General features: G+C 40.9%; 17 protein-coding genes. 12 read left to right on the plus strand and 5 right to left on the minus strand.

Annotated elements, in window-relative coordinates:
* Nucleotides 1-138 precede the first annotated feature (138 nt).
* On the minus strand, nt 139-1,737 hold the full coding sequence (locus V7K55_RS21675; RefSeq protein ID WP_334834712.1) for a DGQHR domain-containing protein: 1,599 nt from the start codon (nt 1,735-1,737) through the stop codon (nt 139-141).
* Nucleotides 1,738-1,943: 206 nt separating this feature from the next.
* On the opposite strand from V7K55_RS21675, the gene dndC reads away from it, so the two are divergent.
* From dndC to V7K55_RS21735, 12 genes are all read left to right on the plus strand, one after another.
* Nucleotides 1,944-3,587 carry a DNA phosphorothioation system sulfurtransferase DndC gene (dndC, locus tag V7K55_RS21680; RefSeq protein ID WP_334834713.1) on the plus strand — a complete coding sequence of 548 codons (1,644 nt, stop codon included), beginning with the start codon at nt 1,944-1,946 and terminating at the stop codon, nt 3,585-3,587.
* 45 nt (nt 3,588-3,632) lie between these two features.
* Complete coding sequence (locus V7K55_RS21685; RefSeq protein ID WP_334834714.1) at nt 3,633-4,253, plus strand: Uma2 family endonuclease; 621 nt, start codon at nt 3,633-3,635, stop codon at nt 4,251-4,253.
* Nucleotides 4,254-4,581: 328 nt separating this feature from the next.
* The gene (dndD, locus tag V7K55_RS21690; protein ID WP_334834715.1) at nt 4,582-6,570 is read left to right on the plus strand and encodes a DNA sulfur modification protein DndD; all 1,989 of its coding nucleotides are present in this window, start codon (nt 4,582-4,584) and stop codon (nt 6,568-6,570) included.
* A gap of 65 nt (nt 6,571-6,635) precedes the next feature.
* Nucleotides 6,636-6,887 (plus strand): hypothetical protein, encoded by a 252-nt coding sequence (locus V7K55_RS21695; protein WP_334834716.1) that lies wholly within the window; start codon nt 6,636-6,638, stop codon nt 6,885-6,887.
* Complete coding sequence (locus tag V7K55_RS21700) at nt 6,884-7,231, plus strand: type II toxin-antitoxin system PemK/MazF family toxin (protein ID WP_334834717.1); 348 nt, start codon at nt 6,884-6,886, stop codon at nt 7,229-7,231. Before V7K55_RS21695 ends, V7K55_RS21700 begins: the two co-directional genes overlap by 4 nt.
* Nucleotides 7,232-7,261: 30 nt before the next feature.
* A complete protein-coding gene (dndE, locus tag V7K55_RS21705) occupies nt 7,262-7,648 on the plus strand; it encodes a DNA sulfur modification protein DndE (RefSeq protein WP_334834718.1) in 387 nt (128 codons plus the stop codon).
* A gap of 49 nt (nt 7,649-7,697) precedes the next feature.
* The gene (locus V7K55_RS21710) at nt 7,698-9,155 is read left to right on the plus strand and encodes a DNA phosphorothioation-associated putative methyltransferase (RefSeq protein WP_334834719.1); all 1,458 of its coding nucleotides are present in this window, start codon (nt 7,698-7,700) and stop codon (nt 9,153-9,155) included.
* A 144-nt stretch (nt 9,156-9,299) separates the two neighbouring features.
* Nucleotides 9,300-10,601, plus strand: a complete 1,302-nt coding sequence (locus tag V7K55_RS21715; protein WP_334834720.1) for an AmpG family muropeptide MFS transporter — start codon at nt 9,300-9,302, stop codon at nt 10,599-10,601.
* Nucleotides 10,586-10,990, plus strand: a complete 405-nt coding sequence (locus V7K55_RS21720) for an ABC transporter permease (RefSeq protein ID WP_334834721.1) — start codon at nt 10,586-10,588, stop codon at nt 10,988-10,990. The genes V7K55_RS21715 and V7K55_RS21720 overlap by 16 nt, the downstream gene beginning before the upstream one ends.
* A 278-nt stretch (nt 10,991-11,268) precedes the next feature.
* On the plus strand, nt 11,269-11,460 hold the full coding sequence (locus tag V7K55_RS21725; RefSeq protein WP_334834723.1) for a hypothetical protein: 192 nt from the start codon (nt 11,269-11,271) through the stop codon (nt 11,458-11,460).
* A gap of 8 nt (nt 11,461-11,468) precedes the next feature.
* Nucleotides 11,469-12,035, plus strand: a complete 567-nt coding sequence (locus V7K55_RS21730; protein ID WP_334834724.1) for a GNAT family N-acetyltransferase — start codon at nt 11,469-11,471, stop codon at nt 12,033-12,035.
* 168 nt (nt 12,036-12,203) lie between these two features.
* On the plus strand, nt 12,204-12,962 hold the full coding sequence (locus V7K55_RS21735; RefSeq protein WP_334834725.1) for a HEAT repeat domain-containing protein: 759 nt from the start codon (nt 12,204-12,206) through the stop codon (nt 12,960-12,962).
* Between the two features lie 83 nt (nt 12,963-13,045).
* Here V7K55_RS21735 and V7K55_RS21740 read toward each other — a convergent pair whose 3' ends face one another.
* The 4 genes from V7K55_RS21740 to V7K55_RS21755 all read right to left on the minus strand — a co-directional run bounded on the left by V7K55_RS21740 (nt 13,046) and on the right by V7K55_RS21755 (nt 16,697).
* Nucleotides 13,046-13,450, minus strand: a complete 405-nt coding sequence (locus V7K55_RS21740; protein WP_334834726.1) for a phosphomannose isomerase type II C-terminal cupin domain — start codon at nt 13,448-13,450, stop codon at nt 13,046-13,048.
* Between the two features lie 115 nt (nt 13,451-13,565).
* The gene (locus V7K55_RS21745; protein ID WP_334834773.1) at nt 13,566-14,909 is read right to left on the minus strand and encodes a PQQ-dependent sugar dehydrogenase; all 1,344 of its coding nucleotides are present in this window, start codon (nt 14,907-14,909) and stop codon (nt 13,566-13,568) included.
* A 151-nt stretch (nt 14,910-15,060) separates the two neighbouring features.
* The gene (locus V7K55_RS21750) at nt 15,061-16,272 is read right to left on the minus strand and encodes an EAL domain-containing response regulator (protein WP_334834727.1); all 1,212 of its coding nucleotides are present in this window, start codon (nt 16,270-16,272) and stop codon (nt 15,061-15,063) included.
* A gap of 239 nt (nt 16,273-16,511) precedes the next feature.
* Nucleotides 16,512-16,697: a hypothetical protein gene (locus V7K55_RS21755; RefSeq protein ID WP_334834728.1), complete on the minus strand. Its 186-nt coding sequence runs from the start codon at nt 16,695-16,697 to the stop codon at nt 16,512-16,514.
* Nucleotides 16,698-16,912: the final 215 nt, after the last annotated feature.

The raw sequence follows: 16,912 nt of genomic DNA on the forward strand, positions 1-16,912 counted from the left end.
TAAATGATGGAATAAATAGCCTAAGCTGTTGCACCGTATTTTTGACGTATAGTCAGTTATACACGTGTTAGACTCATTTTATACACTAAGTATCAGGGTAGCATAATAATTTCCTTAAAGGCGAGTAATCGTTAGCAATTACAAAATGGGTGGAAGTCCTACCGCTTTCGGTTCAACAAACTCGCCGTCAAAACTTATAGTTTTATCTTCCACAGTCCTAGCATCCGCCAAAGCTTTACGAAGTTCAGCACGTTCCATCTGTTCCTGAATTCCACCTAAGATGTAAACCAATAACTTCGCCGCTAAATCTCGTCCAGCAACCTGCACCCGCTTTTTATTTGGGTCATACAAAACCCCATACCAGAGAGATTGGGGATATTCCATACCACTAAAGCCGCCTTGCTGGTCAAACTTCCGCAACTTCTTAAAAATATCTGCTAGGGAAAAACCTTTTTTAAATACCAAAATTCCCAAAGCTTGCGCTAATGCAACTTGAGCAACCGGACGGAAAAGCATATTTCCTTCACCTCCATCCTTCTCAAAACTGAAACGCCGTAAAGCTGGTGTATCTTCGTGTTCTAAAATTTTATAACTGGAAAGACTAGCCAAATTATCAAATAGCTTGCTAAATTCCTGAATCCCCTGCTCAAGTTCTTCATCCTCTGGACGCATGGGAATTAGACCTTTCTCCAAGGGTTTCCAGTGGGGGAACTTTTGACCCAAATATCGCTCAGACATATCTTGCAGAGCTTGCAAAGTGGTTAAAACTGTAGAATTGGAGGCTACTGTTGCACTATTCCAATTAACACGGGGATTGCGATCTTGTTTTTGTTCTAATAATGGATGTGTAACTGCAATTTTTCTCGCAACGATCGCAAAACCATCATCTTCATTCAACTGTGTTAGTTGCCCTTTAGTCAAGGGTGCAGCCATCAGGTTAACATGAACAAAAATTGACCTTACCCTCCGCCTCGCCTGGGTGCGAGTTTCTCCAGCCGCTACCGCACAGATAAACTCAATACCAATTTTTTCCTTGGGTAAATTCTGCAAGTAAGCAAGGTCTACTTGGTATTTTTCTATCAAATCATTGACTGTAATAAAACTGTCATCAACACCTTTATCTTTTTTATAGCGCTGGAGTTTACGAGTTTTGATTAATTCCATCAACCCCTGAACCCCCATCAGTCGATGTTGACCATCTAGCGCATAAATGGTTACATCATCCTCTGAAATATTTAGCAGACCTACCTTACCGTCTTTATCTAAAGGTATAAAATCAGTTGTAGACTTTGTAGCGCGTCCTTCGCTATCCCACTCAGCAGCTTTGGGATTATCCACCCACGGTTGATTAATCACTACCAGCACCGGCGGAAACTTATGATTGTCTCTAGCCGCTAAATACTGGACTAGGGGTGCTTGACGTGACCAATCAAGGGGACGTTGCTGAATTTCATCAATACTATCTGCGTCAATCTCGACATTATCTGTCTCAGAATTATACTTTTTCTGAAACAGAGGTAAGCCAGAGGCGAAGTGAACCCTACCTGCGAACCATTCCAGTGTAACAGAGCTAACATAAGCCTCAGTACCACCCATCTCGGTTTTTTGAACGAGAATCTGATCTTTTCTCCCTAAAAACTTCTCTAGGAGTAAAGCTAGTACCTGTTTTTCTTTATTTTCTCGTTCCAGGTATTCTCTAGCGATGTCAGCAGTTGGGTCAGATGCACTATCTTTCATGTTAAATTTTAAAAACAGAATAGGATTATGTTGTTTAATTATCCAAAAAATTGGATATTAGTAGTAAAGTTTTTAAAAACTTTTGCTTAACCCAGGTCAGTGGGTTTTGGATCTGTAGCCGCGTTCGCCCTTGGCGTGCCGGAGGCATCATTCTATTCGCCCTATTTTCCCAGATATTACGCCAGTGTTTCCAGAGATCAGGAGAAATGACTACAGCACAACAACCAGAAAATCAAGTTCAGCAAGCGAATACTGTAGCAGATTTAGTGGCAGATATCCAAGCTCTCACTACTGAAATTCAAGAATTGTATTGCTTAGATGAAATACCTTGGGTTGTGGGTTACTCAGGGGGAAAAGACAGCACCGCGATTTTGCAACTTGTGTGGAATGCGATCGCAGCACTTCCCGACGTAAAGCGAACTAAAATAATCTACGTAATCACGACAGACACACTGGTAGAAAATCCTATTGTTGCTGCTTGGGTACGCAATTCTCTAAAACAGATGAAATCTGAAGCTGAAGCCCAAGGATTACCATTTGCACCCCATTTGCTACAGCCAGATTTTAAAGAGACATTTTGGGTAGGTTTGATTGGTAAAGGTTATCCAGCACCGCGAGGAAAATTTCGTTGGTGTACAGAACGCCTGAAAATTAATCCTTCTAACCGCTTTATTCGTGATGTGATTCGAGCGAGTGGAGAAGCGATCGTTGTGTTGGGGACTCGCAAAGCTGAAAGCACAAAACGTGCTAGCCGAATGAGAAAATTGGAAGCCCAACGGGTACGCGATCGCCTCAGCCCTAATATGAACTTGCCAAATTCTTTAGTTTATAGCCCTATTGAAGACTGGCAAAATGATGAAGTCTGGATTTATTTAATGCAGTGGGAAAACCCTTGGGGGTACAGCAATAAAGATTTATTCAGTATGTATCGAGGTGCTTCTGCTGATAATGAATGTCCTTTAGTTGTTGATACATCTACCCCTAGTTGTGGTAGCTCTCGTTTTGGTTGCTGGGTTTGCACACTGGTGAGTCAAGATAAATCCCTGGCGGCGATGATTCAAAATGACGAAGAGAAAGAGTGGATGCAACCTTTACTTGATTTTCGTAAACAATTAGACGCAGAAGAAACCCGTGATAAAAGAGATTTCCGACGTAGAAATGGCGGTGTCCAACTTTATGAACGTAACTTAGAAGATGGCATATCTATTGAACCTATTCCTGGCCCCTTTATTAAAGAAGCGCGGGAGGATTGGTTAAGAAAGTTGCTTACAGTTGAAAAAGAAATTCGTCAAACAGCGCCAGAAAATATGCGCGATATCACCCTAATTACTCTAGAAGAAATGAGCGAAATTCGCCGCATTTGGCTAGAAGAAAGACACGAATTTGATGATAGCTTACCCCGGATTTATCAAGAAGTGACAGGTGAAGAATTTCAAGATACCCGTCCTGGTGCTGACCTTAGCCTACTAGGCCGTGATGAATGGATAGTATTAGAAGAAATCTGTGAAGGTGACGGGATGCACTTGGAACTCATGGCGAAATTGTTAGACACAGAACGCCAGTATCGCAAAAAAACTCGTCGCGTGGGAATATACGATACTTTAGAAAAATGCTTTAATACGAGTTCCCGTTCTCCAGAAGATGCGATTAAAAATGCTCGTTTGAAACGCGAATTAAGCGAAGCAGTTAGTCAAGGTGATGTTGCAAAAGTCAAGCAGATGACTTTGGGCGATGTTCCAGCAATCAATGAAGTCGATGAAGTTAAAAGTGAAAGTGATGAAGAGGTAACTTGGGCAAGTAGGAAATTTAAAAAGGAAAATTTAGAAGATGGGAGTCAACAAACTACTTAAAGAACGCTTGACAAAGTTTGATTATCTTAAAACAAGCGAGGTTCTATGATTCAAGCCATACACAAATTAGTAACTTTTGAAGATTTTGCAGCTTGGCGGCCTGAAGGTGGAAGATACGAATTACATGATGGCGTGATTGTTGAAATGGCTCAACCAGTGGGAGATCATGAGGATGTTGTTGGTTTTTTAGCGCTAAATATATCTATCGAAATTGGGAGACAAAAACTTCCCTACTTCATTCCAAAAACTGTATTAGTCAAACCACTTGAAAGTGAATCAGCTTATTCACCAGATATCTTAATAATCAATCGGTCAAATTTAGTGAATGAGTCTTTATGGAAAAAGGAATCAACTGTATCTCAACCTGCATCTATTCCATTGGTTATTGAAGTTGTTAGTACTAATTGGCGAGATGATTACTACAAAAAATTAGCTGATTATGAAGCTATAGGTATTCCCGAATATTGGATTATAGATTACGCAGCTATAGGTGCTAGGAAGTTTATTGGCAATCCTAAACTGCCTACTATATCCATTTATCAATTAATTGATGGCGAGTACCAAGTTACTCAATTTAAAGGCGATACCCATATTGTCTCGCCTACTTTCCCAGAATTGAATTTAACCGCCGAACAGATTTTTCAAGCTGGAGGTGTGCAAATCTAGCCACGCTTACCAACACCGAGACAGATACAATCGCATTTCTTAACAGTTAGTGATGGTATTATAGCGGTTCCTAATTGCATGGAATACAGACCTAACCCCCAGCCCCTTCCCTTCAAGATTCAAAGCCTCTCTCCTTCTAGGAGAGAGGTTTGGAGAGAGATCAAAACTGTACTGCACCCAGGCGAGAACCGCTATATCTATATTTCATAGACAATATTTTTTATCAATGCGTCAGACAAAATCATCTAATTAATTTTATCTGATTCCTTTCATAACAAACTTTCTGCTTCTGCGATCGCTGTCGAACTCATGTTAATCTTAAAAATCAATGATATTTCTTGAACTCGTATTACAAAACTTTGGCCCCTACAGTGGCAAACAAGTAATCAATCTTAACCCAAAAATTGATGAGGAAACCTCACACCCAATTATTCTCTTAGGTGGGATGAATGGCGGCGGAAAAACTACCCTTATGGATGCCATTCGTCTTGCCCTTTATGGACAACGCGCCCAATGTTCCACCCGTGGTAATTTAAGTTATAGTGATTTTCTCAACCAATGTGTTAACAACAAAATTGATCCAGTTGCAGACACTCGGATTGAATTACTTTTTGAACATATTGAAAATGATAAGCCAATAAAATACCGTGTTGTGCGTAGTTGGACGAAAAATCCTAAAGATGGTAAAGATACATTAGGTATTTTAGGTGACAGTGATACCTGGCCTGATGCTTTAGTTAATATCTGGGATGAGTATATAGAAAATCTCCTACCACTAGGGATTTCTAACTTATTTCTCTTTGATGGTGAACAAGTTAAAGAACTCGCAGAACAGGAAACACCACCACCAGTTGTAGTAGATGCAATTCGCGGACTTTTAGGTTTAGAGTTAGCAGATAGATTAGCAGTTGATTTAGATATCTTAGTTAACCGTAAACTTAAAGAAGTTGGTAATAGTAAGGATTTAGCAAACCTAGAGGAAATTGAAACTAGGTTAACGCAACAGCAAGAAGATTATCAAACAACAGGAGAAAAGTTAGAAACTCTCAAAAATCAGGTAGAAGAGTTAGAACAAAAGCAGCAAGAAGCCTTTGATAAGTTTATTTCTGAAGGTGGGAAGATTGCAGCAGAGCGCAATCAACTAGAATTACAACAAGGTACAAAAACTGCGGAAATTGAACAAGTACGTCAGTCGATGTGTGAATTGGCGGCTGATGTTTTGCCTCTAGCATTAATTCCCAATTTGCTTAATCAGGTGCAAACACAGGGAGAAAAGGAATTTCGCTATCAACAGGTACAATTATCTAAAGATTTGTTATTTGAAAGAGATGAGCGCTTACTCGCTTGGTTAAATCAAGTAGAAATTTCTCCGATAGAAGTTGAAAAAATTCAATCTTTTCTAGTCCAAGATGTAGATAATTTATATGCAAAGACTATTCAGCTAGAAGCACCTTGGTTATTAGCCGATGATGAAAGTTTAAGTCAGCTAGATAATCTTATATATCACTTACAAAATTCTAAACTTTCTGCAAAAGAGAAATTAGCTATTCTCAAAAATAAAGAAGAAGAAATTCATACTCTCGAAAGACAAGTTCAAACAGCAGCAGCACCAGAAGATTATACAAAGCTGCGTCAAGCACTAGAAACGGCACAAAATCAAGTTGTTGAAGCTAAAACAAATTATGAAACAATCCGCCGTAGTTTAGCTGAATTAGAAACTATTATTGCTAAGTCTAAAAAAGAATTAAGTGAATATACAGTAGAAAATATTAAACATAAAAATAGCGAACATATTATTACATCAGCAGCAAAAGTTCAAGAAACACTCAAGACTTTTCGGGAAAAATTAACTCTGCGAAAACTCAATAAATTAGAGGAAGAAGTAAAAAATTGCTTCCTTTATCTGCTGCATAAATCAGATTTAGTGCATCGTATTACCATTGATACTAAGACTTTCAGCCTTTTGCTTTACGATTTAAATGGTAAACCTGTTCCTAAACATCGCCTTTCTGCTGGCGAAAAACAACTACTTGCGATCGCATTCCTCTGGGGTTTAGCCAAAGTCTCTGGACACCGCCTACCAGTAGCAATCGATACGCCACTAGGTAGGCTAGACTCCTCTCACCGTAGCAACTTAGTTGAACGTTACTTTCCATCCGCTAGCCATCAAGTAATTTTGTTATCTACGGATACTGAGATTGGAAAGAAAGAAGTCGAAACACTGCGGGAAAACGAAGCGATCGCCCGCGAATACCTGCTCAAATACGACTCCTCCACCCGCCAAACAACAGTGGTAGAAAATCAATATTTTTGGTAGTAGATATCGTCTAAAAAAGATATTTACAATATATATCACAACCTTTGGAAAGTAGATAAGCAATTATGAACTCGCCTCATGTATTAAAATTAGAGAATGACCTACGTGTTCTGTCATTAGAAGAATTAGAATGGTTATTAGAACGGATCGCAAAGCAAGTGCAAGAAAGAAAGGAAATAGTAAATAAATTCACTGATGTGAAATATATGAAGGAACAACTAGTTGCAATGGCTAATGATTTAGATGTAAAAACAGAAATTACCTCTATAAATAATGAATTTAGTGTTACAGAAATGGATGGTTTGGAAAAACTGTGAGCATCGAGAGAGGACAAATTTATTTTGTCAATCTTAATCCAGTGCTGGGTCGAGAACAGGCAGAAACAAGACCAGTTTTAGTTTTATCTATAGATGCTATAAATCAATCACCTTTGGTTGTGACTGTAATTGTCGGTACGAAAGGAACAAATATTAAGCGTGATTATCCAACTAATATACGAGTCTCGCCAGGTGACAGTGGATTGCTTATAGAAACAGTGTTCTTATGTTTTCAAATTCGTTCTTTAGATCCAAATCGCTTTCCTGCTGATCCATCTGGGAATATTTCTGACTCAAAGATGCTTGAAGTTGAAACTGCGGTTCGCTACTGTTTGGGTTTATGAGCAAAAACTACTTTAATTTTTAGGAAGATTATGGAATCACCAATCGAAAGAATAAAACTCTCTCAAACAGCTAAAGACCAACTTACCAAACTTAAACGCAGTACCAAAATCGACCAATGGAATATCTTATGTCGTTGGGCATTTTGTCGTTCCCTCGCAGAAGCAACCACACCCTCCCCTGTCCCAATTCCCCAAGATAGCAACGTCGAAATGAGTTGGCGCGTCTTTGGTGGCGAAATGTCCGATATTCTCCTCCTCGCACTTAAGCAACGCTGTCACAATGATGGTTATCCCACCGATAAAGAAACCCTTGCTACTCAATTCCGCTTACATCTGCATCGCGGTATTGGCTACTTAGCAGGCGATCCAAATATCAAGAAAATTGAAGATTTAATTGAACTGGCGGTCAAAGATTGAAAGGATATTAGAGGGTGTTAACTGTTCAGCGTTAACTGAAACTAATATTATGCCTGAAGCGCTAGAAATTGAGCGTCATAGAGCTGCGATCGCTCGGACTGACCTATCTCGCCCTGTACGATTGGCTATAGAAGGGTCAATCCTGAATCCAGACACCACCTTTTTTGATTACGGTTGCGGCTATGGTGGTGATGTTCAGCGAGTAGCAAACTTAGGTTACACCAGCACAGGTTGGGATCCTTACTACTATCCTGATGTACCACGCACCGCCGCCGATGTGGTCAACTTGGGCTATATCCTCAACGTCATTGAAGACTCAGAGGAACGCCGTCAAAGCCTAATCCAAGCTTGGGAACTCACCGGGAAAGTTTTAATTGTCGCGGCTCAAATCCTGATCAATGCTCCCAGTAAAACCCAACTTGCTTACAATGATGGCATTGTCACACGGCGCAATACTTTTCAGAAATATTACGAACAACAAGAACTCAAAACTTATATTGATGAAGTCCTAAATGTCGATGCAGTACCGATCGCACTAGGCGTATATTTTGTTTTTCGAGATGAAGCTGAAAAAGAAAGCTACAAAGCTATCCGCTTCTTTTCTGCGACTTCTACACCGCGAGTCCGCATCCCCACGAAGCGGTTTGAAGATTATCAAGAACAACTGCAACCACTCATGGCGTTTTTTACCAAGCGCGGTAGACTACCCGTGAAAGGTGAATTGGAAAATGAACCGGAATTAATTAGCGAATTTGGTAACTTCCGCCGCGCCTTTGGTGTAATTTTACAAGCTACTGATGAGGCTGAATGGGATGCGATCGCTTATCGTCGTTCTCTCGATATCCAAGTTTATCTCGCCCTGACCCACTTTGATAAACGTCCTGCATGGCAAAAGTTAGCCCCAGAAATGCGTCACGATATCAAAGCTTTTTTCAGCAGCTATGAGGAAGCTTGTCAAGTAGCCGACCAAAAACTTTTCAGCTTGGGGAAACCTGGAGTGATTCAAACTGCTTGCGAAAAAAGCAAAATTGGTAAACATACACGCGGTGCGCTTTATGTCCATGTTTCCGCACTAGCAGCACTTGACCCCATACTACGAATTTGTGAAGGTTGCGCTAGCCGTACCATTGGGCGTGTAGATGAAGCCACTTTGATCAAATATCACACTGATAAGCCGCAAATATCCTATCTGTCTTACCCCGAATTCGACACCGATCCCCATCCGGCGTTAAAAGCCAGCATCGGTATTGACTTAAAAACCCTCTTCGTCACTCACCGAGACTACGAAACTAGGGCAAATCCGCCAGTTTTGCACCGAAAGGAAACATTTGTTACCCGCGACTATCCGGGCTACGAAGAATTTGCTAAACTCACCCAACAAGAAGAGGAATTAGGATTGCTCAAGGACAAAAGCGACATCGGGACTCGTGAAGGTTGGAAAAAATGCCTTGCTGCATACGGGGTAGAAATCAGGGGGCATCAGGTTTATTCAATTAAGGAAAATTAAGGAATAATCACACTGTTAGAGCAGCATTGATATGTATCTTAAATAAAGAAAATCTTAGCAGATTTGTGTGCTTATACGAAATTAGACAGCAGGTATGGCAAGATAACTGCAATTCAACTTAGATAACAAGGAATCTTCAATATTGTGCAAGTAAATAAATCGCTGCTGCGAATTTTTGGCAGCCAGAAGATGGGAGCTTTGTTATTTCTTGGCTTTTCATCAGGGTTGCCGTTATATTTAACCAGTCAGACATTGCAAGCCTGGTTGACCAAAGAAGGGATTGGCTTGGCAGCGATCGCCGCTTTTAGTTTAGTCAAGCTACCATATTCTTTAAAATTTCTCTGGTCGCCTTTACTAGATAGATTTGTACCCCCTTTTTTGGGGCGGCGTAGAGGTTGGCTGGTAATTATCCAAGTAGCATTACTGTTAAGTATAGCTGCAATGGGTTTACAAAACCCATCCCAAGGGCTACAACCTTTAATAATTGCTGCTGTAGCCGTTGCCTTTTTTAGCGCCAGTCAAGATATTTTAGTTGATGCTTACCGCACTGATGTAGTGGAAGCAGAAGAAAGAGGTGCTGGAGCATCTATTTACTTACTGGGTTATCGCATTGCCATTCTAGTAACAGGTTACGTCACTCTATTTTTAGCAGATAGGATGCCTTGGCAAGCTGTTTACCTGTTGATGTCGCTGTTGATGCTCGTAGGCTTTATCAGTTCTATTTTTGCACCAGAACCAGTCCTGCGCGATCGCCCGCCTCAGACTTTATCCGCCGCCGTCAAATTACCCTTCATTGAATTTTTCCAGCGTCAGGGATGGCTACAAGGACTTTTAATTTTGGTATTCATTGTGATCTACAAGTTGGGAGATTCTTTACTAAAGAATGTATCCACCCCATTTTTGTTAGATAAAGGTTTACATTTCACTCAAACCGACATCGCATTTCCTGGCGCATTGGGAATTTTCGCCACTATTGTTGGCACCTTGGCAGCAGGAGCAATAATGACCAAAATTGGTGTTAATCGCTCACTCTGGATATTTGCTATACTCCAAGCTGTCGGTAACTTGGCTTTTTTTGCGCTAGCAGTAGTCGGTAAAAATTTCTATCTGATGTTAGCTGCCGTTAATATCGAACAATTCTGTGCTGGTCTAGAAACTGCTGCTTTTGTAGCATTTTTGATGAGTCTTTGTAACCAAAGCTTTTCAGCTACACAGTACGCCTTACTTTCCAGTTTACAAGCTTTTAGTAGAGATATTGTCACGGCTCCAGCAGGTACATGGGCGCAAGCCACCGGTTGGTCTACATTCTTTCTACTGACAGCAATAGCAGCTTTGCCAGGATTACTATTATTGCCATTTTTTGCCCCTTGGAATCCCAAGCCAGTGGTAGTATTATCCAGACCAGGACTTGACGACGAAGAAGAGGATATATGGGGAATCAAGTAGTTATTGCTGTAGGCACATTTATTCTCTTACTGACTGGTTTATTACTTGGGTATGTTCTCTCGCAGTTAGTTCTGGGATATCTAGCATTTAATCTCCTAACTTTTTTCGGAACACTCAGCCTAATTTTAATTTTTGGTACACTTTATTACGTTTTATTTTGGCAGTTGCGAAGAAATCAGTCCCGACCATCAACTATAAATCAAGGGATACCAAACCAAGTAGACGATGGTGTATCTGATAGCTATCTCAAAAATAGGCTAATTGCTAAGTTATCTGGTGACACTGCCGCAGCCGAACGGTTAATTGAACAGGCAAAGGAAACTTATCCTGGGATGCCGGAAAATTGGTATTGCGAGAGAGTGCTTGATGATTTAGAGCGCAGCCAATAGTACTAGGGGAGTAGGAGGCAGGGGGCAGGGGAGGCGGGGGGGGGGGAAGAATTAATACAGCACCTCCGGCTATTATGAAGCACAATTTTACCTATATCCCTTTCCTATCCTAACTTTTGAGACTGTGTGCGTACCTCATAGCAGGCGCAAGTGCTGTAACCAATGCCCAATTCCCCATTCCCCATTTCCATATACAGAAAATTGCTAAAATAAAGAATGCTTCACAAATCTTCAGCTAAGTTCTCATAAAATTTCCTAGTTCTCTTTGCAATTAAAATATGGCTATTTTTCGTCAATACATCGCCCCACTCCTTGCAGTTTTGGTATTTGTCTTTGCCCTAGTCGCAGTCAGCGCCCGCATTTTTCTACCATCCGATATGGCAGCACCTGCACCAATTGAAGAGGTAGGGATAAGTTCTCAACCCACTCCTGCTAATTTGCCACCCGCACTTCAAAACTCAGCTAGTTAACTCAATAAATGCCAGAAGTTTCTGAGCAACTACTACCGGGGTATATGATTCGCCGTGGTTCCACGTTGGAGCGATCGCTGCTGCTTAAATTTATGCAGCTAACTTACCAGGATCTCTTGCCCAATGAGGATTTTTCTCACCTAGAGCAAACAGTTAAGCAATACTTTTCTAGCGATACGCCCTTGTGGTGGGTAGAAGAAGAGGGGGAGCGGGGGAGCAGAGGAGAAAGAAGTAATTTTACTTCTCCCCCTTACCCCCTACCTCCTGTCCCTCTGCCTCTTATGCCCAATACCCGATCCCCAATTGCTTGCCTTTGGGTGGGTAATGCCATAGATCAAGTACATGGTAATCGCCATGCTCACATCTTTATCCTCTACGTTGTGCCAGAACATCGGCGGCGAGGTATTGGTACAGCTTTGATGCAATATGTGGAGAATTGGGCAATTCAAAGAGGCGATCGCCAGATCGGATTACAAGTGTTTCAATCGAACAAACCCGCATTAAATCTTTACAATCAGTTAGGTTATCAAACCCAATCCCTGTGGATGGTAAAATTCCTGAGTGCAGAAAAATAAACTAAAGAATAGACATAACATACTTTAAGTATTTGAGTATATAACGGTTCTCGTTTGGATAAAATTCAACGAGGGGAAAGGAAAGTGTATAATTACGCAACTTATAAAGTTTTAACTTATTGGCACGGGGATTATGTATTAATCCCTTTTCGAGATTGAAATGAAATTATGTATGACGAAGACGATCTAAGCCTACTCGACATTGAGAAGGAGCTAGAAAGCCCCCTAGATAAAATAGAGCCGCTAACTGCCGATTCAGTTGTGGCGAAGCCCGATCCGGAAGTGATGCTAGCCCTCCTGGAAAATCCCCAGCCCCAGCAAAGAATGTTAGCGGCGCGTGCTTTTTGTGATATAGAAGATGCGCGTGCCACCCCCCATCTGATTCGCCTGTTAACTGATATTTGTCCCTTAGTTCGGGTGAGCGCATCTTATGCCCTTGGACGCAATCCCAGTTCAGAAGCAGTGACTCCATTAATTGCTCAACTAAACAGTGATTGGAATGGCTATGTGCGTAAAGGCGTTGTTTGGGCTTTAGGAAACTGTCGCGATCGCCGTTCTTTACCGCCCCTAGCAGATGCCTTAAGAACTGACATTTCCGCAGTCCGTTTGTGGGCTGCTAGCGCTTTAGCACAGATGGCAGAAGTGGGTTATGAAGCAGTTATAGGGGCAATACCACCATTAATTGAAGCCTTAGTCAACGATCCCGTGGCAGCAGTACGGAGTAACTGTGCTTGGGCAATTGGTCAACTGTGCCGCGAACTACCTTCTAATGTAGTTTATGCCACAGCAATCGATGCTTTAATTCAAGCCTTTGCCGAGGATCGAGATTTGGGAGTTCGAGAAGACGCGAAAGCTTCACTGTTAGGAGTGGGCGATCCCCGTGGCTTGCAACTGATTGAAACCCTCGAACAAGAAGGGTGGTTTTGATTTGGGGATGGGGCATTGGACATTGGGCATTGGTCATTAATCACGCCCACCTTTTGTACAGACGCGATTAATCGCGTCTCTCACTAACCTTCAGCTACAGCTTTGACCAAATTTAAGTCATAAGGACGCTCAGTATCATCTTCGCCCAAATATTCACCATTTTGAATTTCCAGAATAACTAGCGGAATATGCCCAGGATTTTCTACCTTATGTAGGGTTGCTGCGGCGACATAAGTTGATTCGTTTCGATTCAGTAATATTTCTGCATCGCCACAAGTTACCTTGGCTACACCGGAGACTACAACCCAATGTTCGTTACGATGATAATGGATTTGTGGTTTAATTCCGTGCCTGGGCTTGATTTCAACACGGCTAATTCTATAAGTATCTCCCTCCTCAATCACCTCCACCTCTCCCCAATAGCGTGTACCTGAATGTGGAGGCAATTCGTTGATATTTGACTGAGTATTATTTTCATTGGGAGTCATAATCAATTTCTCAAGCAGATAAGTATTAGTATTTTTCTGTAATTTACCGTAAAGGGGATAAACCTGGGTATAGAGATATAGTCATAACTGCTCTAACTTTACTCTAGGGAATTATTCATCCCCCCGTATACTGAATCCGATAAATCCGATTATTGGCTTCTTCTGTTAGTAATAAACTACCATCTGGCAACACGAGTAAACCTACAGGTCGTCCCCAAGTGGTTGGTATAGAAGGATTCAGCAAAAATCCTGTGAGAAAGTCTTCGTAGTAGCCAAGCGATCGCCCCTTAGCATCGAAGGGAACAAATACAATTTTATAACCAGTGCCGCGATCGCGATTCCAAGAACCACGAAAAGCAACAAAAGCACCATTCCGGTATTTTTCTGGAAATGTTTTGCCATCATAAAACTGTAAACCCAATGCTGCTGAATGCGCTTGGAACAGCACATCTGGCGTTTGGGTGCGGGCTGCTAAATCGGGGCGTTTACTTTTGCCATCGGTTTTTTGACGCGGATCGAGGTTATTTGGTGTCAGATAGGCATAAGGCCAGCCGTAAAATGCCCCCTGTTTAACCCGTGTCAGATAGTCTGGAACCAAATCATCACCAATTCCATCCCGTTCGTTAATAGTGGCATAAAGTTCTTTAGTTACAGGATGAAAGTCCAAACCAACAGGATTACGCAAGCCGAAAGCGAAAGTTTGCTGTTGAGAACCATCTAAATTCATCACCTGTATCGAAGCCCGTGGTAGAGATTCTTCATCCACATTTGTTCCCGATCCCACTGAGACATATAATTTATTGCGATCGGGTGAGACAACAACATTGCGCGTCCAATGGTTGTTATAACCTTGAGAAGGTAAGTCGGCGATTTTTTCCCCTTTACCTGTAATCTTGTTTTGACCTTGAGTATAGGGAAAACGCACCACAGTATCTGTGTTTCCTAGAAAAAAGGAATTATCTGCAAAAGCCATACCGAAGGGTCTATTGAGTCCGTTGTCCCCACTAGCAAAGGTTTCTCGAACGTCGGCTACGCCATCACGGTTGCTGTCACGTAATAGACGAATACGATTTTGCCCGGTTTCAGTAACCAGAACATCACCACTGGGAGTTAAAGCTAGCCAGCGTGGGGCATCTAAACCTTCGGCAAAAACATTAACTGTAAAGCCTCGTGGTACGCGCAGCACCGGATCTTGCGGAATGGGCATAACTTCAGGACGTTTGGAAGCACTTTCTGTTGCGAAGGGTGCTGGTAAATTATTCAGGTTTATCCGAATCGGCTTAGGTGAGAGTGCTTCAGTTCGGACAATATTTTTTGGCTGTGTAGGATTCTGTGTCAGTTGGGCAGAAGGTACAGATTTTTCTGGTGTGGGATTATCTGAGGAAGTGCGAGTCTGGTTACACGCTGCTGCCAAAGTCAATAAAAAAACTGGTAGCAAGAAACGCGCAAAGACTTTCATGACAGTAGACACAATGACACAATTTTTTTACTCTAGACTTAATATTTGATAATTGCCACCTGTCTAAAGTCAGATTTTTCTTGCTTAGTCAACCTATCAGAGGATTGGGAATCGAAAAGTAAATTATTTCCCATTTCCCAATCCCCAATATTCACACATATAAGCATTTGTTAGTCAATAAAAAATTTTCAAATTCTGCTGCTGGTAATGGATGACTAAATAGAAAACCTTGCATAGAATTACAGTTGTGTTGGCGCAAAAAAGCTAGTTCTGCTTCCGTCTCTACACCTTCAGCAATTACATTTAAATTGAGATTATGAGCCATCTGAATTAATGCTTTAGTAATGGCTGATTTTTGTGGGTCTTTAGCAACATTATGAATAAAATAACGGTCGATTTTTAATGTATTGATTGGTAAGTTTTTCAGATAAATTAAAGAGGAATAGCCTGTACCAAAATCATCGATCGCAATTTTTATACCCAAGGATTGCAATTTGCCCATAGTAGCGATCGCACTATTTACATCTTGCATAATCATGGTTTCAGTTAGTTCTAGCTCTAAGTCATCTGGTTCCAAATTATTGATATCTATAAAGTTGACTATTTTATGAATAAAATCTGGTTGATTAAATTCGATAACTGATAGATTTACAGCAACAATCAAGGAATTAATTCCGATATCACGCCAGCTTTTTAATTGTTTACATACACTTTTTAATACCCATTTACCAATTGGAACAATTAAACCCGTAGACTCTGCTAACGGAATAAATTCTGTTGGGTAAATCATCCCCAATTCTGGACTTTGCCAGCGCAATAAACTTTCAGCAGCTACTATTTTCCCAGAATTAATATCAACTATTGGTTGATAATAGATTTCAAACTCTTGAAAATTATGTTGTTTGATAGTCCGGTGTAAGTTAATTTCTAACAACTGCATTTTGGGAGACAAATTGTTAATTGCAGTCTGAGGAGATAAATACCTTTTTAAAGTAGCGTACTTTTCTAACCTGTTCATGATAGCACTTAATAACTCAGTCCTAGTGAATGGCTTAGTTATATAGTCATCAGCACCCATATCCATACCTTGACGGAAGTCAGATTTGGCAGATTTGGCAGTGAGAAAAATGAAGGGAATTGTTGCCGTTGATGGATCTTGGCGTAACGCTGTTAGCACGCCATAACCATCAATTTCTGGCATCATCATATCACAGAGAATTAAGTCAGGAACTTCGCAGATAGCTAAATGTACACCGATTCTGCCATTCGCCGCAGCAATAGTTTCAAAATCCTCAGCTTCTAGCAAATCTAAAAGATTTTCACGGACTGCTTCCTCGTCTTCTATTATTAAAATTTTCGGCATATTTCACCTCAATTTATATTTGATTATTCGATAACATAATGAAAATAAAATTTATACCAAATCCCGGTATAATTGTGACAAATTTTTTACCTTATTACATATCCAAACATTTTTTTACAATTGCCATTCCTAATCCAGTGCCTAGTATACGATCGACATTACTGCTGTGATGAAAGGATTCCAATACCGAATGGAGAAGGCTAGACCAAAAGCCAGGATATTCAAGTTTTTTCCGCGTTTTATAACGGGTAAAAGTGACAATATTTTTCGACAAACTGGAAACTGCCGTTGAAGATGCCGTGAAATCGTCTTTCACTCTCACGCAATCCTACTTTTGCTACACGGGAGGTACTATTCACACAAACTCCAATGAGGCGAGCAAATTTGTCGTGTCTGTCAGTACTATAGCGCGTGGTAGTAAGCATTTGTACTTGAGTAACTGGATCTCAACGAGAATTTGATATGCTATAGGACTCATATTTGATTTTTGAAATACACATAGGGTGTGTTAGGCATAAGCCGTAACCACCTGACTCCAAAGCTTTTGGTGCGTTACGCTGACGCTAACACACCCTACATATACTTAGATTTTTTCATAAATCAAATCGGATTCCTATAGAAGGAAGAAACTTGTTAATAA

It is taken from the genome of Nostoc sp., assembly GCF_036919895.1.
In the GTDB taxonomy this organism is placed as follows: domain Bacteria; phylum Cyanobacteriota; class Cyanobacteriia; order Cyanobacteriales; family Nostocaceae; genus Nostoc.

What these genes read in the sequence shown, in the direction of transcription:
- V7K55_RS21675 (WP_334834712.1), bottom strand. Translation starts at nt 1,737, where the DNA reads ATGAAAGATAGTGCATCTGACCCAACTGCTGACATCGCTAGAGAATAC.
- dndC (WP_334834713.1), top strand. Translation starts at nt 1,944, where the DNA reads ATGACTACAGCACAACAACCAGAAAATCAAGTTCAGCAAGCGAATACT.
- V7K55_RS21685 (WP_334834714.1), top strand. Translation starts at nt 3,633, where the DNA reads ATGATTCAAGCCATACACAAATTAGTAACTTTTGAAGATTTTGCAGCT.
- dndD (WP_334834715.1), top strand. Translation starts at nt 4,582, where the DNA reads ATGATATTTCTTGAACTCGTATTACAAAACTTTGGCCCCTACAGTGGC.
- V7K55_RS21695 (WP_334834716.1), top strand. Translation starts at nt 6,636, where the DNA reads ATGAACTCGCCTCATGTATTAAAATTAGAGAATGACCTACGTGTTCTG.
- dndE (WP_334834718.1), top strand. Translation starts at nt 7,262, where the DNA reads ATGGAATCACCAATCGAAAGAATAAAACTCTCTCAAACAGCTAAAGAC.
- V7K55_RS21710 (WP_334834719.1), top strand. Translation starts at nt 7,698, where the DNA reads ATGCCTGAAGCGCTAGAAATTGAGCGTCATAGAGCTGCGATCGCTCGG.
- V7K55_RS21720 (WP_334834721.1), top strand. Translation starts at nt 10,586, where the DNA reads ATGGGGAATCAAGTAGTTATTGCTGTAGGCACATTTATTCTCTTACTG.
- V7K55_RS21725 (WP_334834723.1), top strand. Translation starts at nt 11,269, where the DNA reads ATGGCTATTTTTCGTCAATACATCGCCCCACTCCTTGCAGTTTTGGTA.
- V7K55_RS21730 (WP_334834724.1), top strand. Translation starts at nt 11,469, where the DNA reads ATGCCAGAAGTTTCTGAGCAACTACTACCGGGGTATATGATTCGCCGT.
- V7K55_RS21735 (WP_334834725.1), top strand. Translation starts at nt 12,204, where the DNA reads ATGTATGACGAAGACGATCTAAGCCTACTCGACATTGAGAAGGAGCTA.
- V7K55_RS21740 (WP_334834726.1), bottom strand. Translation starts at nt 13,450, where the DNA reads ATGACTCCCAATGAAAATAATACTCAGTCAAATATCAACGAATTGCCT.
- V7K55_RS21745 (WP_334834773.1), bottom strand. Translation starts at nt 14,909, where the DNA reads ATGAAAGTCTTTGCGCGTTTCTTGCTACCAGTTTTTTTATTGACTTTG.
- V7K55_RS21750 (WP_334834727.1), bottom strand. Translation starts at nt 16,272, where the DNA reads ATGCCGAAAATTTTAATAATAGAAGACGAGGAAGCAGTCCGTGAAAAT.
- V7K55_RS21755 (WP_334834728.1), bottom strand. Translation starts at nt 16,697, where the DNA reads ATGCTTACTACCACGCGCTATAGTACTGACAGACACGACAAATTTGCT.